General features: G+C 40.4%; 26 protein-coding genes and 2 pseudogenes. 12 read left to right on the top strand and 16 right to left on the bottom strand.

Annotation, left to right across the window (positions count from 1 at the left end):
- Positions 1-16 precede the first annotated feature (16 nt).
- The 3 genes from ONE56_RS14020 (at position 17) to ONE56_RS14030 (ending at position 3,768) form a co-directional block, all read left to right on the top strand.
- Entirely contained in the window at positions 17-1,642 is a 1,626-nt protein-coding gene (locus ONE56_RS14020; RefSeq protein WP_331437904.1) for an alpha-glucoside-specific PTS transporter subunit IIBC, read from the top strand.
- Positions 1,643-1,721: 79 nt separating this feature from the next.
- Positions 1,722-3,059 carry a 6-phospho-alpha-glucosidase gene (locus ONE56_RS14025; RefSeq protein WP_041155104.1) on the top strand — a complete coding sequence of 446 codons (1,338 nt, stop codon included), beginning with the start codon at positions 1,722-1,724 and terminating at the stop codon, positions 3,057-3,059.
- A gap of 184 nt (positions 3,060-3,243) precedes the next feature.
- The gene (locus ONE56_RS14030) at positions 3,244-3,768 is read left to right on the top strand and encodes a GNAT family N-acetyltransferase (protein WP_423840850.1); all 525 of its coding nucleotides are present in this window, start codon (positions 3,244-3,246) and stop codon (positions 3,766-3,768) included.
- 336 nt (positions 3,769-4,104) lie between these two features.
- On the opposite strand, the gene ONE56_RS14035 is transcribed toward ONE56_RS14030, so the two are convergent.
- Positions 4,105-5,079, bottom strand: coding sequence for a TDT family transporter (locus ONE56_RS14035; RefSeq protein ID WP_041155103.1), 975 nt, complete (start codon positions 5,077-5,079; stop codon positions 4,105-4,107).
- 321 nt (positions 5,080-5,400) lie between these two features.
- Between ONE56_RS14035 and hxpB the strand changes: the two genes are divergently transcribed.
- Positions 5,401-6,057 (top strand): hexitol phosphatase HxpB, encoded by a 657-nt coding sequence (gene hxpB / locus ONE56_RS14040; RefSeq protein ID WP_041155102.1) that lies wholly within the window; start codon positions 5,401-5,403, stop codon positions 6,055-6,057.
- Between the two features lie 134 nt (positions 6,058-6,191).
- Positions 6,192-6,500 carry an NIPSNAP family protein gene (locus ONE56_RS14045; protein WP_331437901.1) on the top strand — a complete coding sequence of 103 codons (309 nt, stop codon included), beginning with the start codon at positions 6,192-6,194 and terminating at the stop codon, positions 6,498-6,500.
- A gap of 98 nt (positions 6,501-6,598) precedes the next feature.
- On the opposite strand, the pseudogene ONE56_RS14050 reads toward ONE56_RS14045, so the two are convergent.
- The 3 genes and pseudogenes from ONE56_RS14050 to ONE56_RS14060 all read right to left on the bottom strand — a co-directional run.
- A pseudogene (locus tag ONE56_RS14050) lies at positions 6,599-6,835 on the bottom strand (IS3 family transposase); the annotation flags it as partial.
- 61 nt (positions 6,836-6,896) lie between these two features.
- Positions 6,897-7,673, bottom strand: a complete 777-nt coding sequence (locus ONE56_RS14055) for an alpha/beta fold hydrolase (RefSeq protein ID WP_423840851.1) — start codon at positions 7,671-7,673, stop codon at positions 6,897-6,899.
- A 130-nt stretch (positions 7,674-7,803) separates the two neighbouring features.
- On the bottom strand, positions 7,804-9,702 hold the full coding sequence (locus tag ONE56_RS14060) for an alkyl sulfatase dimerization domain-containing protein (RefSeq protein ID WP_423840852.1): 1,899 nt from the start codon (positions 9,700-9,702) through the stop codon (positions 7,804-7,806).
- Positions 9,703-9,804: 102 nt separating this feature from the next.
- Between ONE56_RS14060 and ONE56_RS14065 the strand changes: the two genes are divergently transcribed.
- The gene (locus ONE56_RS14065) at positions 9,805-10,710 is read left to right on the top strand and encodes a LysR family transcriptional regulator (protein ID WP_423840853.1); all 906 of its coding nucleotides are present in this window, start codon (positions 9,805-9,807) and stop codon (positions 10,708-10,710) included.
- A gap of 417 nt (positions 10,711-11,127) precedes the next feature.
- Here ONE56_RS14065 and ONE56_RS14070 read toward each other — a convergent pair whose 3' ends face one another.
- From ONE56_RS14070 to ONE56_RS14080, 3 genes and pseudogenes are all read right to left on the bottom strand, one after another.
- Complete coding sequence (locus ONE56_RS14070) at positions 11,128-13,089, bottom strand: glycoside hydrolase family 3 protein (RefSeq protein WP_423840854.1); 1,962 nt, start codon at positions 13,087-13,089, stop codon at positions 11,128-11,130.
- 303 nt (positions 13,090-13,392) lie between these two features.
- Positions 13,393-13,485: pseudogene (locus tag ONE56_RS14075) on the bottom strand (LuxR family transcriptional regulator); the annotation flags it as partial.
- 545 nt (positions 13,486-14,030) lie between these two features.
- On the bottom strand, positions 14,031-14,270 hold the full coding sequence (locus ONE56_RS14080; protein WP_423840855.1) for a hypothetical protein: 240 nt from the start codon (positions 14,268-14,270) through the stop codon (positions 14,031-14,033).
- 845 nt (positions 14,271-15,115) lie between these two features.
- Here ONE56_RS14080 and ONE56_RS14085 point away from each other — a divergent pair.
- Complete coding sequence (locus tag ONE56_RS14085; RefSeq protein WP_423840856.1) at positions 15,116-15,352, top strand: hypothetical protein; 237 nt, start codon at positions 15,116-15,118, stop codon at positions 15,350-15,352.
- A 187-nt stretch (positions 15,353-15,539) separates the two neighbouring features.
- Positions 15,540-15,941, top strand: a complete 402-nt coding sequence (locus tag ONE56_RS14090) for a hypothetical protein (RefSeq protein WP_423840857.1) — start codon at positions 15,540-15,542, stop codon at positions 15,939-15,941.
- Between the two features lie 171 nt (positions 15,942-16,112).
- On the opposite strand, the gene ONE56_RS14095 is transcribed toward ONE56_RS14090, so the two are convergent.
- The 9 genes from ONE56_RS14095 to srlA (ONE56_RS14135) form a co-directional block, all read right to left on the bottom strand.
- On the bottom strand, positions 16,113-16,472 hold the full coding sequence (locus ONE56_RS14095; RefSeq protein WP_423840858.1) for a PTS glucitol/sorbitol transporter subunit IIA: 360 nt from the start codon (positions 16,470-16,472) through the stop codon (positions 16,113-16,115).
- Positions 16,473-16,481: 9 nt separating this feature from the next.
- Entirely contained in the window at positions 16,482-17,483 is a 1,002-nt protein-coding gene (srlE, locus tag ONE56_RS14100) for a PTS glucitol/sorbitol transporter subunit IIB (protein ID WP_423840859.1), read from the bottom strand.
- Complete coding sequence (srlA, locus tag ONE56_RS14105; protein ID WP_423840860.1) at positions 17,480-18,046, bottom strand: PTS glucitol/sorbitol transporter subunit IIC; 567 nt, start codon at positions 18,044-18,046, stop codon at positions 17,480-17,482. Before srlA (ONE56_RS14105) ends, srlE (ONE56_RS14100) begins: the two co-directional genes overlap by 4 nt.
- A gap of 121 nt (positions 18,047-18,167) precedes the next feature.
- Positions 18,168-18,950, bottom strand: coding sequence for a glucitol operon DNA-binding transcriptional repressor SrlR (srlR, locus tag ONE56_RS14110; RefSeq protein WP_423840861.1), 783 nt, complete (start codon positions 18,948-18,950; stop codon positions 18,168-18,170).
- A 71-nt stretch (positions 18,951-19,021) separates the two neighbouring features.
- Positions 19,022-19,378: a transcriptional regulator GutM gene (locus ONE56_RS14115; protein WP_423840862.1), complete on the bottom strand. Its 357-nt coding sequence runs from the start codon at positions 19,376-19,378 to the stop codon at positions 19,022-19,024.
- A 281-nt stretch (positions 19,379-19,659) separates the two neighbouring features.
- Positions 19,660-20,436: a sorbitol-6-phosphate dehydrogenase gene (gene srlD, locus ONE56_RS14120; RefSeq protein WP_423840863.1), complete on the bottom strand. Its 777-nt coding sequence runs from the start codon at positions 20,434-20,436 to the stop codon at positions 19,660-19,662.
- Positions 20,437-20,485: 49 nt separating this feature from the next.
- Positions 20,486-20,842, bottom strand: coding sequence for a PTS glucitol/sorbitol transporter subunit IIA (locus tag ONE56_RS14125; protein WP_423840864.1), 357 nt, complete (start codon positions 20,840-20,842; stop codon positions 20,486-20,488).
- A 10-nt stretch (positions 20,843-20,852) separates the two neighbouring features.
- Positions 20,853-21,869, bottom strand: coding sequence for a PTS glucitol/sorbitol transporter subunit IIB (gene srlE, locus ONE56_RS14130; protein ID WP_423840865.1), 1,017 nt, complete (start codon positions 21,867-21,869; stop codon positions 20,853-20,855).
- Between the two features lie 13 nt (positions 21,870-21,882).
- A complete protein-coding gene (gene srlA / locus ONE56_RS14135) occupies positions 21,883-22,431 on the bottom strand; it encodes a PTS glucitol/sorbitol transporter subunit IIC (protein ID WP_423840866.1) in 549 nt (182 codons plus the stop codon).
- 283 nt (positions 22,432-22,714) lie between these two features.
- Here srlA (ONE56_RS14135) and ONE56_RS14140 point away from each other — a divergent pair, with 283 nt between their 5' ends.
- The 4 genes from ONE56_RS14140 to trpS all read left to right on the top strand — a co-directional run bounded on the left by ONE56_RS14140 (position 22,715) and on the right by trpS (position 26,393).
- Positions 22,715-23,695: a KpsF/GutQ family sugar-phosphate isomerase gene (locus tag ONE56_RS14140; RefSeq protein ID WP_423840867.1), complete on the top strand. Its 981-nt coding sequence runs from the start codon at positions 22,715-22,717 to the stop codon at positions 23,693-23,695.
- Between the two features lie 91 nt (positions 23,696-23,786).
- Entirely contained in the window at positions 23,787-24,455 is a 669-nt protein-coding gene (locus ONE56_RS14145) for a transaldolase family protein (RefSeq protein ID WP_423840868.1), read from the top strand.
- Positions 24,456-24,828: 373 nt separating this feature from the next.
- On the top strand, positions 24,829-24,972 hold the full coding sequence (locus tag ONE56_RS14150) for a hypothetical protein (protein ID WP_331437596.1): 144 nt from the start codon (positions 24,829-24,831) through the stop codon (positions 24,970-24,972).
- A 392-nt stretch (positions 24,973-25,364) separates the two neighbouring features.
- A complete protein-coding gene (trpS, locus tag ONE56_RS14155) occupies positions 25,365-26,393 on the top strand; it encodes a tryptophan--tRNA ligase (RefSeq protein WP_423840869.1) in 1,029 nt (342 codons plus the stop codon).
- The last annotated feature ends 33 nt before the right edge of the window (positions 26,394-26,426 follow it).

The raw sequence follows: 26,426 nt of genomic DNA on the forward strand, positions 1-26,426 counted from the left end.
AATTAAGGATCCTGCCATGTTGAGTGCGATACAACGTTTAGGCGGAGCAATGTTTACCCCTGTTTTACTATTTCCGTTTGTCGGGATATTAGTAGGACTAACCATTGTTCTCAAAAACCCGATTTTTGTTGGTGATTTGGCCGATAAAAGCGGCCTTTATTATCAAGTGTTACAAGTGATTGAAGAAGGTGGCTGGACCATCTTCCGTAATATGGCGCTATTGTTTGCGGTTGGATTACCAATTGGTTTAGCAAAAACCGCCCATGCCAGAGCAGTCATGGTGGTGATGGTTTCATACTTAACCTTCAACTACTTTATCGGTGCAATGGGAAGTGTTTGGGGGGAATTTTTTGGTGTCGATTTTTCTCAATCCATTGGTGGAACTTCAGGGTTAACTGAAATTGCAGGTATCAAAACCATCGATACTGGTATTTTTGGCGCAATTATTATTTCCGCTTTGGTGACTTATATACATAACCGCACCTTTGAAAAGCAGCTACCTTCATACTTAGGCATTTTCCAAGGGGCCTCTTTCGTCGCGATGCTTTCGTTCTTCGCTATGCTTCCTTCAGCTTGGTTAACGTTGTTCATTTGGCCTTCAATTCAACATGGGATTCTGAATTTACAATACTTTATGGTTGAGTCTGGCTCGTTTGGAGTTTGGTTATATACATTTCTTGAACGCATCTTAATCCCAACAGGGTTACATCACTTTGTATATGCTCCGTTCGTGTTCGGTAATGTGGCGACGCCAAATGGTATTACCGTTGACTGGTTTACCAATCTAGAAGTGTTCACTCAGTCTAGCCAAGCGATGAAAGACCTTTTCCCAGCAGGTGGATTTGCATTGCACGGTAATTCCAAGATTTTTGGTTGTACAGGTATTGCGCTTGCGATGTACCACACAGCAAAACCAGAAAACCGTAAAAAAGTTGCAGCGTTACTTATCCCGGCCACATTAACCGCAGTGCTGGTTGGTATCACTGAGCCACTCGAGTTCACGTTTCTTTTTATTGCACCTTGGCTATTTGCTATTCACGCATTGCTTGCAGGCACTATGGCAATGGTGATGTACAGCTTTGGTGTGGTAGGCAATATGGGCGGTGGCTTGATTGAAGTTGCAACGGGGAATTGGATTCCATTACTTGGCAATCACACCAGTATGGTGACCACACAAATCGCAATTGGCTTATGTTTTACCGTCCTTTACTACTTCGTATTCAAGTACCTAATCATTCGGTTTGATGTGCCAATTGCAGGTCGAGGCAAAGGCGAAATGAAACTGCATACCAAAGAAGACTTTAATAAAAAGTACGGGATTACCAGTAAAGACAATCAAGGTACTAGCCCACTACAAATCCAAGCATTTGAGACTATTCATGGCTTAGGTGGTGTCGTAAATATTGCAGATTTAAGCAACTGTGCCACTCGCTTACGTGTGACCGTGGAAGATGCAAGCAAAGTCAATCCTGCTGAATATTTTATAGATACTGGCGCGGTGAACTTAGTAAAAAATGGCAATGCTGTACAAGTGATCATCGGCTTGAATGTGCCCCAGCTACGTGAGGAGTGCGAAAAGATTATTAACGAATATAAGTCAGAGCAACGAACGGAAGAATTAACGCTTAGCTCGGCTAATTAGAAGCAAATTAGAAGCAAATAACTTTAAACAATTATTGTAGCGGCGGCGAAAGCGTTGCCCGAAAAAAGAGAGGCATATTATGAAAAAAGAATTCTCAGTTGTTATTGCAGGCGGCGGTTCAACATTTACTCCTGGCATCGTAATGATGCTGCTAGAAAACCAGGAGCGTTTTCCTATTCGCAAACTGAAATTCTACGATAACTTTGCGGCACGCCAGGAAACCGTGGCTGAAGCTTGTAAAATCTTACTTCAAGAACGAGCGCCGCATATCGAATTTTCTTACACAACTGACCCAGAAGAGGCGTTTAGTGACATCGATTTTTGCATGGCTCACATCAGAGCAGGACTTTACGCCATGCGCGAACAAGACGAGAAGATTCCACTTCGTCACGGCTGTGTGGGACAAGAAACATGTGGCGCTGGTGGTATGGCTTATGGCCTGAGATCGATTCCTGCTGTTATGGAATTAATTGATTACATGGAGAAATACTCGCCAAATGCTTGGATGTTGAACTACTCAAACCCAGCCGCGATTGTAGCTGAAGCTTGCCGTGTTATGCGTCCAAACTCAAAAGTACTGAACATCTGTGATATGCCAATTGGTATCGAAACTCGTATTGCAGAGATTTTAGGTTATGACGATCGTAAGCAGTTCGACATCATGTACTACGGTCTTAACCATTTTGGTTGGTGGAAAGAGTTCAAAGACAAGGCAACCGGTGAAGATCTCATGCCGCGTATCAAAGAATATATTAAACAATATGGATATTTGCCACCAAGTGCGATGAATGGTGCTCAGCACACCGATGAATCTTGGAAGGAGACTTTCATTAAAGTACGTGATGTGTATGCACTTGATCCTGAGACTATTCCGAACACATACCTAAAATATTACATGTATCCTGATTACGTCGTAGAACACTCTAACAAAGAGTTCACCCGTGCAAATGAAGTCATGGATGGCCGCGAGAAGGAAGTGTTTACCGAATGTCATCGTATCATCGCCAATGGTACTGCGAGAGATACGACGATCGAAGTGGAAGAGCACGCTTCATATATTGTTGATTTGGCGACAGCCATTGCGTTCAACACCAAAGAACGCATGCTACTTATAGTGCCCAACAATGGTGCGATTAATAACTTTGATCCAACAGCAATGGTTGAAATTCCATGTATCGTTGACAACACGGGCGCTAAGCCGCTGCAAATTGGAGAAATCCCTGAGTTTCAAAAAGGGATGATGAATCAGCAAGTATCGGTAGAAAAACTGGTTGTTCAAGCGCACGTTCAGGGTTCTAAACAAAAACTATGGCAAGCGCTGACGCTGTCCGCAACCATCCCTAGTGCCAAAGTAGCAAAAGAGATTTTGGAGGATTTACTTGAAGCAAACAAAGAGTACTGGGTAGAAATGAAATAATGACTCACAATTGATAATGCCCTGCTCATGCAGGGCATTTTTTTATCGTTGAAACGTATTTTGAGTATGCGAGTTTTGGCTTTAAGCTCTCTCGGTAGTATCAATGAGAACAAACTGTGACTTTGTTTTCTTCATGATTAAACGCATTATAGGCATTTGGCAAAGAATATTAATAGTGAGTTAAATGAGTATAGCGATACATACAGAGCGATTGATATTAAGGCAGCTGTCAGATAATGACTGGAATCTATTTCAACGCCTTCACTCAAACCCTGATGTCATCAGCTTATGTTTTGATGAGCCAAGTGTGGTAGAGATAAAAGATAGGTTTGAGTCTCGGCTGCCACCATGGTCAATCGGCTCGGAGCATTGGTTGTGTTTAACGATCATCGAGATAGAAACAGGCAAGAAGGTAGGAGTAACAGGGTTGCGTCTATCCGATGGAGTTGCGGAGGTTGGTTACCTATTCCTCCCAATGTTTCATGGTAAAGGGTACGCTACTGAGTCACTTCAAGCGGTATTGAGGTGGTCAACTTCTTTTGGCGTAATTTCTCGCTACAAAGCCGTAGTGACAGAAGGCAACGTTGCCTCGGAGAAAGTGCTCGAAAAGTGTGGATTTTGCCTCTCAAAGGTCGTAAAGGACGCTTATGTGATTCGAGGAAGTGTTTTTGACGACCATATCTTTACAAAGTGTATTACGGCACAATGAATTAGGCTAGGTGGCCGGCGTTGCTCACTACATCCGTTAGGCGCAATATATGCCATACATTGACGTAATAAGTGTAATACCACCAATATTATTCTATGCATATCAGGTCTATAATAATTCATACGCACGTCGCAGATATTATTGTCCCATTCCTTTTATAGAACCCACATGTTGAGAAAGTGATTTGGCAAAGAAGAAGCCAGTAACATAACTTACTGGCTTTAATTAAAAGACTTTCAACGTATTTTGGAACGACAAATCCACTGACAAGAGATGGTTCAGCAACAAAAAGTCTCATGACAAACTAAATGATGAAGCTGAATTTTGCCTATCAATTTAGGCCTGAGGCGCTGCCATCAAAGGCTTCTGGATCAATAGGTTATTAATGTATTGTAGAGAGACATAAGTAACCACAATTGTCGCAACAATCAACTCCAACCCTGCTAAACCACGAACTTGGTGGACATAGTCAGCCGATAGACCGTGCGCTTCCATCCAATTGGCCATTTTAAACAGTGCCGTTGCTCCAATGACCATCGGGAAAGTAAACGCTGCATAACCAGGACTAAATGGCAGCCTTAACAATTTGAAGAAGGCTAAGTAGATGATGGCTGTCATCAAGACTGAGATACCAAATAGTAGAGCAAGAATCACGGGAGATGGTGTAGCTGTAACGGTTAAGTAACCAGCCAACGATAGGCTCGCTGGCGCCGCTAAAATTGCCATGGTTGGTTTAGCCTCATCTGGGATCTCATGAGTAAACATAAAGCGGTAAATCATCATTGGTAACATCACCGCGTAAGCGAGCATACCAAACACCAATGCACCATGCGCAATTGGCGCAAGCAACAGATTTCCAGAGAACGAAACATCAGCCACAATAATACCAACAGGGGGTACAAACCAACTTGGTACCATGTGGTGAAGCTCGAAATTTTTCGCACGATGGTACAAAAAAGTCACCAAGAACACTATGTGTAACAACACTGCAAACAACCAAAGTGCATCACCAGCAATCGGGAAAAAGTGTCCTAATGAATTGGATACCACCATAGTTCCCATCACAAAAGTTGGAACAACGCTGCCAACCACAGGATGGGCAAGATCTTGTCTCAACAGATGATTGTGAAAAAGAAATTTAACCGCCAATATGCCTAGCAATACACTGGCAATACCTGCGCTAATCCACTGTCCATAGCCATGTAATTCAGCGAAGTTTTCCCAACTCCAACCTAAGCTCGCAATACCAAGTGCTAAGCCCGCCATTGGCGTTGGTGCACCCATTACTTTTGCTTTTGTTCTTTGAATCATGACGACCTCTAAGTCTGGCTAATTTTCTATGAGGTGTATCTTACGCCTGAGATTCGTTTTAATATATCTAGTTATTTAGAATGTACGTTCAAAATTTCTTAACGAAAAATCATAGCCAGTCATTTATCTCTTGATATATAGGTTACCTCTATCATCAGTTACATGTTTGATGATAGAGCGAACGCATCAAGCCATCAGTATTACTCGCAAGTCACACGTTGTATCACACCACTTCAATTTACATGTTATGCTCTTGAATCGCGGCAGGGAGAGGCTCAAAGTTTCTAGCAGTAGTTAAAACAACACTTGGGATAAAGCACAGTGATACAAGCAGCAATTTTTGATATGGATGGTTTATTGATTGACTCTGAACCACTTTGGCAACTCGCGGAACGAGAGGTATTTTCTTCCCTTGGTGTGAAAGTAACTGACGAGTTAGCTGCGCAAACAGCTAAGATGACAACGAGAGAGGTTACACAGTTCTGGTTTAAACTCTATCCTTGGTCTGATCTGCATCTTGATGACGTGGAGAATGCTGTCATAAATAGGGTCGAAGCTTTAGTTGAAGAAAGGGGGAGCGAGTTACAGGGTGTAAGTAGAACTCTTTCCTTGCTCAGAAGCAAAGGTATGAAGATAGGACTTTCAACAAACTCGCCGTATCAACTTATCCCTGTCATATTGAATAAGTTAGGTATAGCGAGTTTCTTTGATGCAATATCTTCTTCTGACGATGTCAAAAAAGGCAAACCCGAGCCAGATGTCTATTTATCGACAATCAATAAGTTAGGTGTTGAGGCCGCTCACTGTATTGCGTTTGAAGACTCGTACTCAGGAATGCTCGCAGCAACGAGAGCGAATATCAAAACCATCGTTGTCCCCCATCCAGACAGATATCAGCAAGATTTTTCTGAATCACACCTAAAATTACAGAGTTTGTCTGAATTCAATGAGAAACACTTAGCGGCCTTAATGAGCTAGATGATGTAGATAGCTCAAATTTGCCCTATTCGGTGTTACTAACTTCAATTGCTTAGCTTGAATTCCAGATTCACTGACCAAATTTATCTAATACTCAGGATGTGAGTAGCCTATAGAAAAAGAAGGAGCTGTCAGTGATCACCTGTTACGTTAGATACGTTATTGACCCTAAGAAAATCCCTGAATTTGAACATTATGCCCGTATGTGGATTCCACTCGTTGAACAGTTTGGTGGTATACATCATGGGTATTTTTTACCGTCGGAAGGAGCGAATAACATTGCAATGGCATTGTTTTCATTTCCATCTTTATCCGACTATGAAAAATACCGTCATGACTCGGCATCAGACGAAAATTGTAAAGCTGCATTCAAGTATGCAGAAGAAACGGACTGCGTAGTGAGTTATGAACGTAGCTTTTTCCGTCCAATTCTTACTGAGTGATTCTGTGTCAGCACCGATAAGTTCTGACACTAGTTTGCCTATCATTGAGTCAGCCAATAGTGAGCTGACTCATTTATGCCCCATTTCAATTCAGCCCCTTCACTCACCAACACATCTTCAGGATGACGAGGCTTGTAGTCCTTCAGCAAGTTAGGGTATTTTTTCATCCAATGTCGACTATTTATCGTCTTCGTAAAACTACGCTTAGGTTTAACGCGCACTTGTTCGTCACGTAAGTAATCAAAGAGTGCATCTCTACCTAGCTTGATTCCTTCTTCTTGCAGCTTTGGTTTGAGTAAGGAATACAATTTTCTAGTATCTACTCGAGGCATTGATAAAGAAAAAGCCAGTAACATAAGTTACTGGCTTAATTAAAATACGACAATATTCAGTGTATTAACGATTCTTCTCGGTAAAGCCGAGTACAAGTTGGTTAATTTCATCTGGTTTATCAAGCTGCACCCAGTGAGTTGCATCATTCACACGAGCAAATTCAAAGCTGGCTTTTTCACCAATGAAATGCGAAGAGTCCTTCATTTGCTTTTCACCTAAATAGTAGTCATGCTCCGACCAAATACCGAAACAAGGTGCTTGAACTAGGCCAAGGTCTTCCGCTTTCATTGGGCTTTCTAGGTTTAACGCATTGCGATACCAGTTAAGGCCTGGGATGATATCTTTTCCTTCTTTAAAAGCTTCTTTCCAATGTTCCCATTCAGGATGGTTTCGGATCCACTCTTTAAATAGTTTCCAATCTTCAGCAGCGAGCAGGTCTTGCGCCATCGGTAATTGGAAGAAGAAGAAATACCATGACATTTCACGCTGTTGGATATCAGGCATACTAAGTATACCGAGTGGATGACCAGCCGAAATTGCAGTCAGAGATTTTGTCGCTTGTGGGTAAACACCGGCAAAAGCCCAAGACACAACCGAACCCCAGTCATGACCCACAACATGAGCCTTCTCTATATTAAGGTGATCGAGAACAGCTTTCACATCCGAAGCAAGCATCGTGATGTGATAATGTTCTTTTTCCATTGGCTTAGATGTTTTACCGTAGCCACGCATGTCCAAAGTAATGACACGGTAACCAGCACTGACAAATGGGTCAACTTGGTGACGCCAAGCATTCGCTGAGTCAGGGAAACCATGAACGAAAACAATAACCTTTTTCATAAGCCTGAATGGTAATGTCACCATTTATTACTTGGAATTCACGACCTAGATGTGACATATCTGTATTCATATTTTTTCCTTCTTATAATCAGTAGTCGCCAGTGGCGACTACTGAAAAAATGACAACGAATTATTTTTCAGACTGACCAAGCATTTTTGCTAGAGCTTGTAAGCCTTTATCGTTTTTCCAATCATAAATAGGGTCAAATAATCCCATTAGCTGAGAGGCTTTATCGTTACCACCTTGAGTGACTTTAATCTTGCCAGCTTTTAGCAGGTCATCAAAAGTCGCGATGTTATTGTAAATTTCAGCCCAAACTTCTGGTTTCATTTGTACGGTCACATCTGATTCAGCTTTACTCATTTCAGCATTATCAAGGTAATTGACTACCGCTCGGCTGATTTCAAGTCCGTAAACGTGACTGTCACCAAAATCGAATTTGATGGTTGCCTGAGTATCACCTGAACGTTCTGGGTTGATACGAATACGGTAGTAGTCAACGTAATCGTTGATATTTTTCATGATAGCTGCAGGTAATGCTGGAACGTTCTTAATGATATTCACTTGTCCACGAAGTTCAGCCGCTTGTGCCATATAGAAAGAACGAGAGTTAGTTGATGTTGCACGGTAACCCATCTGTTCAAGAGCGTCAGCTTTTAACTCTTTGTTTTCTTTAGTCGGATTGATCTTGACCAGAAAATCAGAAAGTTGCGCCGACCATAAATAGTCGCCGTTATCGAAGGCGGTTTTCGCTAGATTGTAAACTTTCTGTTCGCCGCCCATTGCCGCGATCATACGTGTCGCTTCGTCTTGTGGGTGCAACTTGTTCAAATGTGCTGCATTACGATCAAATTGACCAAATAGTGCAGTGAAAATACGTGGACCCATGATGGATACTTCACCGTAGTTTTGTACAAGAATTGGTGATTCTTCCAAGTATTTAGGTAGTTTTACGCTATAACGAAGCTCGTCCGGACCTTGACCTAATGCAATATGTTTCAATGATTGGTCAAGAACAAACGCTAAACCATCGTGGTAATCTTTCAGGCGCTTATTAATTTTGTCATTACCAACCATTGAAGTTGAATGCGTTGACATGACGATTTCTGGTTTTAGTTCTTTGATTTTCTCTACCGCATTCATCCACTCATTTGGATTGCGGTAACGTCCACCACGAGCACTGTAGATATTCGGGAACCATCCCCAAAGAACGTTGTTCACTACTGCTTTTTTACTTGGAATATAAGACATTAGCTGATTTGCAGTATCAGTAGCGATACCGTCCATGTAGAACACAATGTCTAAGCCTGCAACATTAATGGTTTGACCATCACGAGTTGGCGATAAGTTCACAGGCACGAAACCACTTTGGTCTGGCATGATGGTGTTCTTGTATGCAGCATTGTCACCTTTCTCTGGTGTTGCATAAGCATTAAATTGCTCAATACTACGACCGATTGTTATGCCACTAGTTTCTGGGTGGATGGATGCGGCACCGCCATTTTTAGCGATCGAGGCATTGGTATTATGGTGTCCGATGATTTTGATATTGTTGTTGCCACGGGCTGCTTCTTGTTCAACGAAGTAACGCGCCCCGAAAACATAGTGCTCGTGAGAATATACGATTGCAGCAATAGGCTTATCTGTTTCTTTACGCAGCATGGCATAGAACTCTGCTGCATCATGCCCATTGTCACCAGTATCAAAAACAATCAAACCTTCAGGTGCTTCAATGACACTTACATTCAAAATTGAACGAGTGGCAAAAGTCCAAATACCATCGGCAACGTTTATTGTAATTGGGTCATCGTAAGAAGCACGCTGCGTGCTGTTCACGTCTAAGTTCCAGTATGCGGCAGTTTCTTGATTTACTTTTGCTTTATTACCGTTTTCTGGAAGGTGGGTTAGTGGCGTATCTTTCGCATTCATGTAGGGAGAGTTGAAATCAGCATTATTAGCTGCAAATGATGATGTTGCTGTTAACGCCATGATAGAGGCTAGCGCTAGAGTCAGAGTTTTCACTTTCATATTTATAACCTTAGTGTGGTCAATTTCATATGATAATGCCCTTGTAAAAAACATAGTTAAAGTTAAGATTGACTTGCGTTTTTTGCAAGAAGGTAGCAAAGCATGGAATTACAAAATCGTTATGTAGATTTGCCATTAGAGCTAATGAAAACGATGGTTCTGCTCTATCACAACCCGAGTCTTAAGAAAGTCGGGGACATTCTTAACAAGTCTGAAAGTGCCGTTAGCCGAGATATCACTAAGCTGCGTGAAAAGTTGAATGATCAGATTTTTATTCGAAGTGCTCAGGGTATGGAGCTGACGCCTTTGGTTCAACAACTCGCTCCGCAAGTGGAGCAACATTACAATCAAATAGCGAACGTATTGAAGCAAGCTGCGACTTCCCATACTGATTTTTCGCAATATACCCAGCCTATTGTGATCGCGCTTAATTCTTATATTTATCAGTATGCCGCGGCAAAATTGACAAGAGTTTTGCTTCAACATTTTCCGCAAGCGACAGTTCATATCCAACGTTGGGGGAAGAACTCCCTTGATGGTATTGATTTGGGGGACATAGATATTGGTGTGCACTTTAGCGACTTTGAAACCAATAAAAGCATCACTCAAAGGCATATTTGCAAATACCATGTCTACTTAGCGTGCCATCCCGATGTGCAAATTACTCAATTAGATGATGTGCCTGATAATTTGCTGATTATGTCCAGATTACCTTCCTGGAATGAACATCGTTATCGCCTTTTAGAGAAGCTAAAACTTGAACCTAAAAAAGTGGCATATGTTGATTCGTTATCTACGGCTTACGAAGTTGTTCAAACCGTACCATCGGTTTCATTTTTACCTGACTTTATGTATGACAGTTCAAAAGTGACAGCCGTAAAACTAGGTGACGATATAAGCTATTCTCTCTCATCTTTTTTTAAACAGAGCCACAAGCGGGAGCCATTTACGATGTGTCTACATGAGCTAATACAATCAGTTATTTTGCCGGAACAGTCTGCATTCTAATTTAAGAAGACTGGAGTCTTATTAAGCGTGATTCACCACAATAAGAGTATCGCTATCAATACTGAACACCAAGTTATCCCACTTTCCATGCTTTGGATTAATTATTCTAATACCACTGATATGATATGAAGTTTTTATCTAGTTGGTAGCTGTACAATGTGTGCTTTTGTCATTGCTGGTCTAACTAATCCGAAAACAGCTGAATATCAAAAACTAGCATCTAATATAATTAATAATAAATAGACACACTTAAAAAGAGAGCGATAGGTGAAATAGACTACCTATATCGCTCTCTTTTTTACATTCAAGATAAATACATAACTGTATAAACATCGAGTATGGATTTATAATAACCATGAAGGTGTTAAAAATTATATAGGTAATTTAATTAAAGTTTTAATTTATGAGGTTTCGATATTAATTTTTCAATCCATAATTGATTGGAAATAGTGGGGAATTCGAATCATGAGGTTTAGCTGGATCTTGTGATAAAACTGACTGCATGGTTCTCGGAAGTTCGAATGGAGTTTTAGCGCTATAATTTTCATCTGATGTTAATCGCTTAAATAACATTTCATCGCTCACGCCAAAGTTGGCAATTAAGGCATCGGAATCTTCTATCACGTTGGTCATAATCGCTGGGCGATCAAGGTAAATAGTCACGATAGTCGGTATATGCTTCGACGCTTCTTTAATCGCTAAGTAATCCTTATTATCAGGTTTGAAATCCAAAGCACCTTCATTATGCTTTTTACCGAAGTAGTAATTTTTGTGAGGTCTTTCAAATGGTGTCGTTGCTCTTATAAGCGCAATATCTGCTTCTTGGACTTTATCAACAACGTGAAAACCAGAGTTCTCGGCCACTTCTTTGTTCACACCGTGTAACCAAACTTTAAGGCCAGTTTTAAGTGGTAGAACGTTATCGTTTTTCAACAATACCAGTGACTTAAATTGAGCAATATTGGCTAAAGCAGAAAACTCTTGATTGCCAACGATGTCAACTGCTTTCTTAACATCTACATAAGGGTTTTCAAACAGACCAACCTTAAATTTTTGTTCCAGCAAACGGAGCACAGAATCATCCAAACGTTTTTCTGTTACCTTTTTGTTGTTAAAAGCATTTACGATTATCTGTGAATCAACTACACCGCCGAACTGGTCCACACCAGCGTCGATAGCTCTTACAAAACGCTCTTCTACGGAGAGATCTTCAACGCCCCAAGGCATACCTCTTGGTAGGACTTTTTCTCCTTCTTTGAAACCGTTTATGCAGTCGTCTTTACAGTCTCTTGTTATCAGCCAATCGCTCAAGACAACGCCTTTGAAACCATGAGTATCTCGCAATAGATCTTGCAGGAGATAATGATTATAACCTCCGCCGACTTGTGGGAGCTCTTTTCCATTATGCATAGCCCCCTGCAGTATTGAATATGTAGGCATAATACCTGCTGGATTTGCTTTAAATGCTTCTACAAACGGAGCAATATGTGTTTCTAACGATGTTGATGTGAAATCTGCAAATTTTCCGTAGGAGTTGTGGCTATCCCATCCGTCTTTAGCCGCACCGTATCCAACCCAGTGCTTCAGAATCGTAATAACACTGTCTTTATTAATCCCTTCTGAGCCAGACTGCATACCAGTAATATAACTTCGTGTCATATTACCAACCACTTCAGGATCTTCACCAAAAGTACCACTAATGCGAGGCCAGCGAGGTTCACTGGCAAGATCTGCTTGAGGTGATAAAGCCTCTGTAATACCTACAGCGCGGTATTCTTGACGTACGGTATCTGCGTATTTTTCAGTTAGTGCTTCATCGTTAATCGCTGCAATACCTAGCGTTTCAGGCCATTTACTGAATTTACCAGAAGCGATAGAGGCTCCTTCGAGATATTGGAATGAGTTTCGTGGGTCTGAACTGATGGTAATTGGAATCCCTAAACGAGTCGCTTCCGCGATTTTCTGTAATATGTTGTTTTGCTCAGCCAGATGGCTAGGGACGTCCCCTTTAAGTGGTGTGATGAAATAGGAAACATGATTGTTTTCAATGAGTTTTTTGGCTTTCTCTTGGTCGTAACTTGAACCGCGCCCTAAGATTCCTGAACTCGGTGCAGAACCGTGCATCATCAGTCCAGCTTTTTCCTCTACTGTCATTAACGACACTAGGTTTCTAGACCTTTCTTCTGGAGGAAGACGCCAGTCTTCATACGGCTCCAGCTTGCCATTTTTATTTAAATCTTTAAAAGACTTTCCATCAACATTTAGTATTTTTACACTATCACTACCCAATTTCACATCCTTATTAGCAAATGCAACCATTGGATAAATAGCTAGCACTAAAGAAGAGCTAAGTAAAATCTTATGCTTAAAAATATCCATTTTGTGTATCTCGTGGTTATTAATTTTATGGTTAAATGTATATATAAAATTAATTTTAGAATAGAAATAATTTATTCGTATTATTGAAAATGTGAAGGGTGTTCACTAAAAATAGAGATGTAAAAAATCAATATACAGATTACTAATATTTATATATAACAGATTTTATAATTTAACATTCCTGTATTAATAGTGAGTAGTCACTAAAAATTTGGACTACGACAACCTTGATTTACCCAAAAACATATAGCCTCTATCCAGCAACTTATGTGCGATATATCCCTAAAGGGATAGTAGGTTAATTTATCGGGTAATAATATGGTTGAGGAACACTTGGAAAAGCTCACTGAGGGATGCCACCCGTAATTGAGCATAGATACGCTTACGGTGATTTTTATCCAGATTGGTTTCCAATTTGTTTTCTTCTGCACCTGTCAGATAGATATTCAGTTAAACGGTTTTGCCATACTTGATCATATTCGTATTTTGCTAGATTAATCAGAAACCCTAAAACGCCCTGTGGGACTATGGGCGCATACGTAGAATCAAGTAGCGCAATAAGCGCAGGACTGGAAATGCATTGCCCATTGTTGTTGTGGCACATATCGGATTGCCAATCTGCCTATTCATATTAATCAAGATGCCTAATGCAAGTTGGTGAAGCTCGTGTGGCGTATCTTTAAATATGCATCGCCAAAATCGTATTATTCTATTTTAGAAGGTAAAAACGCGGAAGTATGCGAGAGATGCCATAAACGCGGTGCGCCGCTTGTTCCTTGAAAAACTAAGTAACAATAAGTTAATCCAGTCGTGTTCGTGGTGAAAACAAATCGATTACTAAAGCGCTAGGAGAGATAAAGCACGATACGAGTAGTAGTAAACCGCAACAAACTGACGGTGTTAACACACTAGGTGAAAGCATTTCGTATCAATACAGCCCGTCAGTCGAGAAACCAGTTAGTAGCATAAATCACTAAAACCACTAGAGTGACTAGAAAGACTAGTATCATTGCCATCTTTTTCATGTAGCTTGACCTATCAAATACAACGCCTTCTTCTTCTCTCACTCTCGCCTCTTCATCAAAATGCCATTTAATAGCTAAGTAGCCTCCAATACCCAATACAATAAGCTTAAAAGCTCCAGCAAAGTACGGAAAGAAGTTAGCCCAACTGCCGTTCATTCTCTATCTCCATCAAATTAAATATCGATTTTGCGTTAGCATAATCAAAGGTTCATGTTTAATGTGCACCCAAAGTCAGGCGTTCTAGCTAGCGCAAGCCTAGCTGTCCATAACTTTCTTTGCAATACTTCCAGTTATTGGTGGTCGGCTACATTAGTAAAAGCACGGGTACATTTTTGTCCAGAGACGTGCCAGCACGAGCACCGCTAGCACATTTATGCCCCATTCTGCGTTAACGCAATTACTCAATGGCAGATCGTGACACCGGAATCACCTTACTTTTCTTTATGTCGGCTGTCATGAGGCCGATCTCGAAAACTCCCAACTCCATCCTGTAACAATCCATGCCGTTTCTCATAATTGCATAGGTATCCTGCTGCAACTGATGCGAAACATGGTTAAGAATCGAATTGTCTTCGATAATGTTGGAGTTCAAAGGTGTGCCTAATTGGGTAACTTGATTGTATCGGTTGTACTAATTTTGATAATTTCATGGACTACTACAATTTGGGTTAGCATTGAATTTGATACTGAAGGAGCAAGGATGACGCCTTAGCTTAATATAAGACCTTACTCCTCTCTTACAAATGTCTGCTTGTGCTAAGTGCGTCGATGAGCAAACCAAAATGTTGCAAGAGCGATTGTCCAAAAATTACCTGAGTGAATGAAGATATTTGTCCACGATTAGGTGTTAGAGAATGGGCCGTTTAATGCCGAGATGTAACTAGGAAAATAATGAAATAAAGTGAAATGGAATTTATATGCGAGACGATAAGCAACTTGGTTCGTAAATAACATTAATTATTTCTAAAATCATACTTCCAATGTCAGTCAAGGAAGAAAATATGAACAAAACGTTTCTAATATTATGCGCGATATTGTTCTCAATATCGGCTCATGCAATTGACAAAATAACATGGTCTACTGATTTTCTGGATATCAATATCGGTCAAGGCCAGGCACAACAGATAAAGTTAGAAGTGGCAAATGGGGCTGATGTGGAAGGCATAAAGCTTTATGTTGTCCCAGAGTTGCAGAGGTGGGTGAGTATAACTCCTAGTATTATTGAAGACACACTATAAACTAAATCATATGAAATAACAGTGACCGTCAATGTTCCTTTAGACGCTCCTATGGAACAATTCAAGTTCGAGAGTTAAAAGCTGGTAAGTCTAAAAAGTTCTCCCTTCACCTTTATCGGCAATTCTAACAATTTTGGAAAACCCATTAATCACTCACCTTCCACCAGATCCTGGCCCGGGAAATGATATGACGTTGGCGGGTATCGACTCAGATGGGGACGGAGTGAGAGATGATATTCAAAGATTCATAACCATCAACTATATAGACCAAGAAGCCATGAGATTGGTTTTACTCCAAACAGCTAAAGTTAATCAGTTAAAGCTAACCCAAGCAAATGATAAAAAAGCGTCAAGAAATAATGCACGCCTCTCATTGAGAGCGATTGAGTGCTCTATGTGCATTGGCGGTGAGGAGGCATTTAAGTACACAAATAAAATAACAGCAATGCAAATGAACACTCGTGAGCGTTTAAAAGCTTATGATTTGTTCCATGAGCAGATCGCTGGGGCGATAACAATGGGGCGAAGCTATAAGGAACACCAAAAGTCGTGCAACTTTGAGGTGCAAGCTGTTATGGGAGGGCAATAATGATGAAGAAGCTCTTGATATCAATACTAGCGTTAACTCTACCAGTGAAAGTTATGGCTTTCGATAGAGCGGTGTGTACCCCCCCTGAATTGAAGGTATTTTTGGTAATGGCATGATGAATCCTATAGCCGAATAAGAGGTGACAATTGTAGTTAATAGACACTGTTAGATCTAGCCGAATATAATTTCATCACCAATGTTTATACTTCTTGGGCAATTCCCAATGACATGAACAGTTCCTGGTTGTTCTGGCTCAAGTTGGCCATCAAACTTTATTGTTATATGGCCCAGGTTGGCTAAATTTTGACTCACTGCGCTTCCAACCGCTGTAACAATAAAATCATTTTCAGCAATCAATAAAGTGCTTTGTGTGCTTATAACTCCGGCATCTATTCCTTGATCGTGAATGAAGCAATACTCCTTAACATCTTCTGGCGCACTTTGATTGAACAGAATTAGCATGTTCTCTTCTAATGACTCATTCGCTAAGGTGCCGATATCTATTATGGTGGCTTTAAATTGTAAAGACATTGAGATCACTTAGTGGTAAATGAACATAGAAACGAACCATGCCAACAATACTGTTGGAGCACCAGTGATAAATCTAGAATACAGTACGGAAGGAACCCCAATCTCTATAGTTTCTTGTTTAGCTTCTGCAAGTCCTAATCCTACAGGGATAAAATCGCAGGCTGCTTGTGAGTTAATAGCAAACAATGCAGGTAGTGCCAAATGAGGAGGAATCGCACCTGCTCCTATTTGAACACCTACTATTACGCCAATCACTTGAGCAATAACAGCACCGGGGCCCAAAAAGGGAGAAAATAACGGAAATGAGCAGATCAATGCTAACAAGACTAATCCAACTGGGTTGGTGGACAAAGGACTAAGCAAATTTGCAATGATGTCTCCTAGTCCAGAAGCAATGATCACACCTATTAACATTGAAACAAACGCCATAAAAGGCAGTATAGTCTTGAGCACGGTATCAATGGTGTCTCGCCCAGCTTGATAAAATGTGGACATGATATTGCCCATCGACATACCAACTTGAGCTATCACACCTCCGCTCTGTTCACTGAGTTTTTTAGTCGTATCATAGGATATAGCCTGATTTTTGGATTGCGCCGGTTTGTGCGTTGTATGCTCTTCACTCTCTTTTGCCGACTCATTGTTTACATCAACAAGAGTGACACAAGCTTCGTTAACCGATGACACATAGATGCTTTCATGAATGAATTGAGCAAGTGGTCCCGATTTCCCGGTCGCATGGATATTAAGGGTATATAGGTTTTTCTTCGGGTATAAACCACATCGAAGAGTTCCACCACAATCAATGACGACTAAGGCAACATCTTCATCCGCAATAATATTTTTAAATCCATCAACGGACTCAAGCCCAGTAATTTGGCAGATATAATCTACAACGGTAGGCTTAGACCCTCCAGTGATATAGAGTACTTTTTTTCCGGAAATAATAGGGATGTAAAGTGGGCCACCCCAACCGTTATTTCCTGCAATGACCTTTAACGATTGTTTCATGCCTGATTACCTTTTACAGAAAAATCCACGGTATCCGAAAGAGCCTTACCTTGCTGCTTAGATATCATGGCAGTAGTAAAATCAGTGACCCAGCCTCTAAAAAAATTTGAAACTAAACCAACTAGTAAATACCCCATAGCCAGCGGAGCTAAGGATAAGCCAAGTTGGCTAAGCCCATTAGCCACACCAAGGTAAATGAATAACTCACCAGGATTTACATGAGGAAACATACCATTCATGGTATGGCAGCTAAAGGAAGCAGAAGCATAGTAAGAAGGTTTATAACGTTCAGGAAGAAACTTTCCTAAACTAAGTGTCATTGGGTTACAAAAAACAAATGTTCCCAAAAAAGGAAGAATGAGGTACCGGGTTACTGGATTGCTAGCACATTTCGCAGCCAGTTTTTCAATTCTGTGTTGGCCGATAAAACGTATTAACGAATTCATGGCAACCAACAAACAAATGAGTAGCGGCAGGATGTCGGTCATCATGTCTAAAAGGACTTCCCCGCCTTTGTGAAAAAGCCCGAAAAACCACTCAGCGCTGAGAGTGAAATACTCCATAAAGTTCACACATAAACTTGTACATCATAGGAGCTATTTTGATACAGAATTGCTTTTTAAACAGAAGTAGTGTTTTGAATTGTGATTTCAATCATCAAAGAAATTTTCAAAATAAAAAATATCACACAAGATGAACGGTAATATCTTTATCTTTTAGTCCCAGTAAATGTTCTTCAGACAGTTCATCGTCAGTCACGACAACATCAATCAAATCAATTGGTACAACAATATTCGGACTTTTACGGCCAAATTTTGATGAATCGAGTACGACAATAATTTGATTTGCAGACTTACACATAGCTTGACTGACTTGGTAGGCCTCATTGTAAGTCGTACAACCTTGCATCAAATCAAAACCATCAGCGCCAATAAACAGTTTATCGAATGTAAAATGACTAAAAGCACTTTCAGCTAAAGTGCCGTGAAATGAAGCTGAACGTTTGCGATAAGTTCCGCCGGGCATAATAACAGTATGCTCGGAGTTCAACTCATTCATGGCCTGCACAATATCCATGCTATTTGTCATTAAAGTCAATGACATAATTTTATCGAACTCAGGAACCATTTGTAGAGTGGTACTTCCACAGTCTAAGATAATGGAGTCTCCATCGCGTACTAACTCGGCTGCTTTTTTTGCTATTCGGATTTTTTTGTTCAAATTCAGAGTTTTCTTTTCATCCATAGCAATATCTTCAGAAACACTGACGTTGGAATGATTAGATTTAATCGCTTCTGCACTGCCATACCGCCTTGCAACGATGCCTTTTTCCTCTAAAGATCTTAAATCACTTCTAATGGTTGCCCCTGAGGTCTGAAAGATGGATGCAAGGTCATTTACGGCTGTTTTGCCATGTTGTTGAAGGTATGAAACCAACTGATTTTGTCTGCTATCTATACTCATCATTCTGTCTGCCGATTAGTTTTAAACCATTTTACACTAGAACCTTAACGATTTGAAAGTGATTTGAAAGCTTTTTATTCATTCTGAAAGGCCACGTCAATCGCTTCTATAGTGCCTTGGCTAAGTCCGTGCAACCGTTTTTTATCCAACGGAAAAGCATAACCAATAAGCTCGGGTAGTGCTTTGGGACGGGCAAAGACCGTCATTCCATTGAGTACTCTAGCATCAATAATCGCGCCATCATTTCCTTCCACTAAAACCACAATTGTTCTGGCTTTCCAGCGACTTTTAGTTCGTCCGATCTTAACGTTGCCTTTTTTTGCCATTGATTGAATCATTCTGTTAAAAGCACGAACTTGAAAAAAACTCATACCTATCTGTGCAGCCCAGGCAACAATAGCTACGATGATTAATAAAGAAGTCGGTTCCATAGGTCACCTTTATATTATGGCTGCATGCATTGGTTGATAAAAGTAATGATAGAAAGTCCGTGTCATTACTTTTAGTATGATCAACACATTCTACTGATTATTGATGTGGTTTTCTTTTGTTTTTACCTTCGGCGTGATTCTCATATAGTTTAGAAATAATCTTGTTCCCAAACACATGATGAGTAGAAATCCAACGGTAAGTATTATATTCATGAGGTGAAGGCCCTAAATTACTTAAATGTAAGGAGCTTTCCAGCCCCTTACATACCAATGGGTAGACATTAGAACATTACTTGACCACCGGTAATGTTAATGGACTGCCCAGTGCAGTATTTAGCACCTTCGCTAATGTAGAATTTAAGGACATTTAAAACATCGTCGTATCCACAACCCGCTTTTAGTGGCACTTTATCAATGTAATGTTTCATGACTTCATGTTCTTCAAGTCCGAGCTTTTTCGCGTATTGCGGAATCAGGCTCTGGAACATCGGAGATTCAAGCAAGTTGCCTAACATCAGGCTATTCACCGTTATTTTGTCATCCGCAAGATCAAGTGCAATAGATTGAGTTAAGCCAACCCCACCAAATTTAGCAGAGCTATAACCAGCATTATGTTTGCTGCCCACTTTTCCTGACTTACTATTGATTTGAATAATACGTCCGCCATTTCCTTGCTCTACCATGTAGCGTGCAGCTTCACGTGCACACAAGAAGTAACCGTTTAGATTTACGTTCACATTAAAATTAAAATCTTGAAGTGTAAAATCAGTAATTTTTGTCGCTTTGGCTACACCTGCGCTGTATACCAATACATCGATACTACCAAGTTTGTCTTTAATGGTTTTAAATGCCTCTGCTACGCTTTGTTCGTCAGTGGCGTCAACTTTCACTCCAACAGACATCCCTTCACCTTGCAATGTACAGATATCATCTGCCACTTTTGATGCATTTTGTGCATTGATATCAGCCACACCGACTTTGTATCCTTCTCCAGAAAGACCTTTGCAAAGATATTCACCCAGAGTTTGACCACCACCTATAACGACTGCTGTTTTCATAACGAATCTCCTTAAAAGAGGAGGTGCTAGAGACGCACCTTCCAAAAAATTAATTAAAGCTAATAGTTGAACCAACGCTCAGTGTATTTGGCTGAGCTCCGGCTAAATGAAGGCTGCCAACGAAATCAGCTTGACTCGCTGAATCAAATCGCAACGTAATGTGTCCCAAATTCCCCAGATTTTGATTAACAGCGTCACCGACAGCGGTTATCGGGTAACTTGTGTTATCAATCACAACTTCGCCACCTACAGTGATTTCACCTTTTAATTCATCGTGGGTATGTACAAAGCAAAACTCCGCTGCATCAGCAGGTACAGAGTTGTTAAATAAGATAAGCATATCGTCTTCTAATGCTTCCAAAGCACTGTTACCAACTTGAACAATCTCAACGTTATATAAGCTCATTTTTATATCCCTAGTTGTAAATAAACATTGATGCAAACCATGCTAGTAACACCGTCGGTGCACCTGTTAAGAACCTTCCATAAAGAACAGAGGGAACGCCTACTCGAACAGTTTCTGGTTTTGCTTCAGCAAGGCCTAAACCTACTGGAATGAAGTCGCAAGCGGCCTGAGCATTGATCGCGAACAGTGCTGGTAGTGCGAGGTGTGGCGGAATGTTTCCGAGTCCTATTTGTGTACCGATCAAGACGCCAATAACTTGAGCGATGACTGCGCCAGGCCCTAAAAAAGGAGATAAAAATGGGAACGAACATATCAACGCAAGGATAATCAAACCAACAGGGTTGGTTGCTAGTGGTACGAGTACATGAGCAATGGTATCCCCGATGCCGCTCGCTAAAATTATCCCGATGAGCATAGAAACAAATGCCATGAATGGAATAATGGTTGAAATCACAGTGTCAATAGTGTCGCGGCCTGCCTGAAAAAATACGGCCATGACATTACCCATCGCCATACCGATACGAGCCAGTAAACCATCAGACTGTTCGGTTAACTTTTTATTGGTATCAATAAAATTACCTCCACTGAGGGTCGCGCCGCCGCTCGAATCGATTGAAACCTCACCTGACATTTCAGATGCAGTTTTGGTGGCCGTTTCAGATTCATCTGCAAGGCTGACACAGTCGACATCTACATTAGACACATAGTTGTTTTCGTTGATGTATTTTGCCATGACACCGGACTTACCCGTAGGCATAACATTTAGAGTAGGGACGTTGTTTTTAGGATATAACCCACAACGCATTGAACCGCCGCAATCAATAACCGCTACAGCCATATCTGAGTATTCACAGCCATCTGCAAATCCATCGACAGCTTCGAGTCCAGTTAATTCAACCAAACGGTCAACCAGAGCTGGGCGTGTTCCGCCAACCATGTACATGATTTTTTTGTTTTTTGGAAAGTCGACAATAAGCTCTTTACCCCAGCCGCCTTTCCCTGCTTTAATTTTTAATGTGGTAGTCATTATCATTTCCTCATTAATCGAAATGTACTTCACGGTCTAATTGAATATTCTGCTGTTTTTCAACCATCATGGTTGTAAAGTCTGTTACCCAACCTCTAAAGAAATTCGAGATAACGCCAACAATCAAATAAGCGACAGCCAGAGGTGCCAAGGGCAAACCTAATGTTGTAATTCCGCTAGCGATACCGAGATAAACGAATAGTTCACCTGGGTTTACATGTGGGAAAAGACCATTCATAGAGTGGCAGGAATAAGAACCCGCAGCGTAATAGCTTGGTTTGTAACGCTCAGGCAAAAATTTACCTAATGAAAGCGTCATCGGATTACAAAAAATGAAAGTGCCCACTACCGGTAGAATTAAGTAACGGGAGACAGGGTTGTTCGCACATTTACCGGCCAGTTTTTCTACTCGATGTTCACCAACAAACGCAATAAGCGCATTCATTGCACAAAGCAGTGAAATCAAGAGTGGAAGGATGCCTGTCATCATACCCAGCAATGTTTCTCCACCCTTCTGAAACAGTCCTATAAACCATTCCGCTCCTAAAATTATTGTATCCATTTGTTTCACCTTTTCGTTATTTGGTGACGAGATTATGCACACTAACTTTTACTTTGAAAGTGATGTTGCTCACATAGTGAAAATAAATGAAATCAAAATGAAAGTAATGAAAATTTAAGTTAATTTATTAATCTATTAAAAACAATAAGTTATGATTGTATTTTTTGTGTGAACTAACAATGAAAATTTTTAGGCGATTGAAATAGGAATAAAATGAATATATTTTAAAAAAATAACAGGGGTAAATACAAAAGAGCTTTCAAAGTGAAAGGTTGTTTAAAGAATGGAAGAAATAAATATTACTGAAACAGTACTCTCTACTGCTCTTAACATCATTCGAGAAGAGCTAGACCAAGCAAGTAAACTCATAAACACGGTAGACAATAATTTAGTCACCATTTGTCAAGCGATACTGGATTGTAAAGGTAAAGTCATCATTTCTGGGATCGGGAAGTCGGGGCATATTGGGAAGAAAATCGCAGCTACCTTTGCATCAACCGGAACACCTTCATTTTTTATTCATATGAGCGAAGCTTTGCATGGTGATTTAGGGATGGTTGAATCTTCTGACATGATGATCTTTATGTCGAATTCAGGGGAAGCACAAGAATTCAAAGTAATGTCACCTATCTTGACAAAAAAAGCTGTTGCTACAGTTGCGATAACACAAAACCTCAATAGCTTTTTAGCCAATCAATGTACCTATCGTATATCAACGGCTGTCGATAAAGAGGCTTGTCCATTAGGGCTAGCTCCAAGTGCGAGTACGGTTAACACTTTGATTCTGGGTGATGCTATCGCTCTTACAGTCATGACAATGAGAGGGTTTAGCAAACATGATTTTGCCTTATCACATCCAGCGGGAACTTTAGGTAATACTTTGTTACTCACTATGGATAGATTAATCGGCGATAGGCAGCAACAGTCATTTTGTAGTCTTAATACAAAAATTGCTGATGCGATATCCTTAATGTGTAATACCGGGCTGGGGTTGATCGCAATCGTATCAGAGACCAACGTCGTTGGGGTTTTTACTGATGGTGATTTACGCAGAACGATTCACCTGGGATATGACTTAATGCTGCCAATTAGCGACGTTATGACAGCAAGTTTCAAATATTCTTTCTCTGACCAATTATGCAGTCAAGCCATAGACGATATGCATAAACACTCGATTACCGCGCTACCCGTTATTGAGAGAGATAGTAAAGTCTTTTTAGGTGTTGTGAATATTAGCTCTATTCATCAAGCTGGTATTTATTAGTTATTTAAAACTTATTATACGCTAATACAGGTTCCCCCTTGCTCCTTAACACCTGTATTAGCCTTTTTACATTTAATTGGAGAAATTAAATATGGCTATTTATCTTGATACCAGTAATGTTGAACAGATCAAAACACTATCAGATTTTTTACCTATCTCAGGGGTAACAACTAATCCTACTATCGTGGCGAAATCGGGAGAAAAGATGGCAACACTACTCCCCAAAATTCATGAAGCTTTGAGTGGCAATGGATTGATTTTTGGTCAGGTACTCAGTCAGAACTGTGATGAAATGGTAGAAGAAGCACGTAAGCTTAATCAGATAGTCGACAATTTTGTGGTGAAAGTTCCTGTCACTATGCAGGGAGTAAAAGCGATCAAAGTACTAAAAAAAGAAGGAATTATTACATTAGGTACAGCTATATACTCTTCACAACAAGCGATTATGGCGGCGTTCGCAGGGGCATCATTTGTCGCTCCTTATATTAATAGAATTGATATGCTTTCCGGAAATGCAATCGAAACGGTTAATAGTATTTCTCATTTACTTTCCAATCATGCTCAATTGTGTCAGGTTTTAGGTGCGAGTTTTAAAAATACGAAGCAAGTTATTGATTGTCTGAGTGTTGGCAATTCAAGTGTAACTATTCCTGTTGATATCGCTTATAAAATGATGACTAATTCGTGTGTCGATGAGGCTATCAATCAGTTTCAACAAGATTGGACCGAGTGTTTTGGTTCATTATTACACGAGGTTTGAGTGCTAGCTAAACATAAAAGGTTTATTGGCGAAGATGTTTACTGCTAGTTCAATCCGGTCGGATGTGATTTATTTACTTCACGAGTTGGTACACCAACCTCGAGGCAATATGGAATTATCCGAGGTGAGGAAGAGGCATGTATCATGGCTAACTTCTGATCCTAGAATAGTTTTAATGTATTGTGATAAAAATTCATTTATCAGTTTGGTGCATAATAAGATTCAATTAACAGAGCTAGGTTTAAGTTATTACTTGGCGAATTTTAAGTGTGTGTTCTAACGATATAAAATAACTTTTAATGTTATTCTAATTTATACCTGTTTTTATTGAAGATGCTTGATTTTCGATGAAATCAGAATCATGCTACGCGCCATGAAAATAATACTGATTCCTCAACAGAAGCAGCAACTCGAAGAAGTGCACGAATCGACTGTTGCTCGTCATCTCAGTGATATGTTCTCTCTGAAAAACTTAAACCTGAAAATGGTAATGTTTACCATCAAAACTGCGCACTGAATTAAGCGACTTCCCATACCTGTAGTTATTCATGAATCGCTAATTTAGCAAAGTTGCTGGCAAACTTTTGTTCATCAACGTGTCAGCGAGCTCTCGGCTGGCACGAAACTGTCCCTAAGCTTCTCAGGTCAATCAAGTTACATCTTTGAGCACTTCGGCTTTGAACGAATTAATTTCTAATGTCAGTTATGGTAAAGGGATAGAGTTTTTAAAAGATTATTGTTAGATTAAAGGCATGATATATATTTCAATGACTACATCATTCTTCTTCTGGTGGCGCTCTATTTAGAGCGGCACAGAATTCTTACATTCTTTAGCTGCTGGTAGGTAGCTAAGAATGTAATCTCTTTTGTATCTCCAGTAGCGTTCTGTTTTAACTTGGAGGTATCTTCATGAACACAAAACCAAATACGGATAAGCCAGAAATCATCTTGACCGGTGATAGAGCTACGGGCCCGTTGCATCTAGGTCACTATGTCGGTTCTTTAAAGCAGCGCGTCGCTTTACAGTCCATGCACGAGCAAACGATCCTTGTTGCTGATATGCAAGGTCTAACTGACAATGCTAATGCTCATAATCCTAAAAAAGTATCATCCAACATTCTAAATGTCGTTGCTGATTATCTAGCTGTTGGTATCGATTGCTCTAAAACAACTATTTGCCTTCAGTCACAACTTCCTGCTCTTGCTGAATTGACTATGTATTACAGTAATCTTGTAACCATCAGTCGGTTAGAGCGAAATCCTACAGTAAAAAGTGAAATCCAGAACAAAGGGTTTGAACGATCTATCCCAGCTGGTTTTTTAACATATCCTATATCACAAGCTGCTGATATAACTGGGTTTAACGCCTCCTTGGTTCCCGTTGGAGATGACCAGTTGCCAATGCTTGAGCAAACTAATGAGATAGTGAGAAAAGTTAACTCTCTAGCAGGACGTATTGTTTTAAATGAGTGCAGACCTTTACTAAGTAATGCATCGCGGCTTCCTAGTACTGATGGAAAAAATAAGATGTCTAAGTCGATGGGTAACACCATTAATCTTGGTTCTACTGAAAAAGAAATCTCGGCAGCTGTAAAATCGATGTATACCGATCCTAACCACCTACAGGTTGAAGACCCTGGCAATGTTGAAGGGAATGTTGTGTTCACTTACCTTGATGCCTTTCACCCTGATGAGGACTATATCAACCGGCTAAAAGAGCACTATCGGCGTGGGGGGCTTGGCGATGGTGCAACGAAGAAAGTACTGGAAGAGTGTTTGCAAGAATTGCTACGCCCCATAAGAGAGAGAAGAGTTGAGTTTCTAAATGATAAGGCTCAACTGGTTGATATCTTAGCTAAAGGAAGCAAAATTTCACGGGAGAAGACGGACAAAGTCCTGTTTGATGTGAAAGATATCTTTGGGCTCAATATATTGTGAACGACTTACTTTCAAAATCCAATAAGAGTCAGC

It is taken from the genome of Vibrio mytili, assembly GCF_049563345.1.
In the GTDB taxonomy this organism is placed as follows: domain Bacteria; phylum Pseudomonadota; class Gammaproteobacteria; order Enterobacterales; family Vibrionaceae; genus Vibrio; species Vibrio mytili.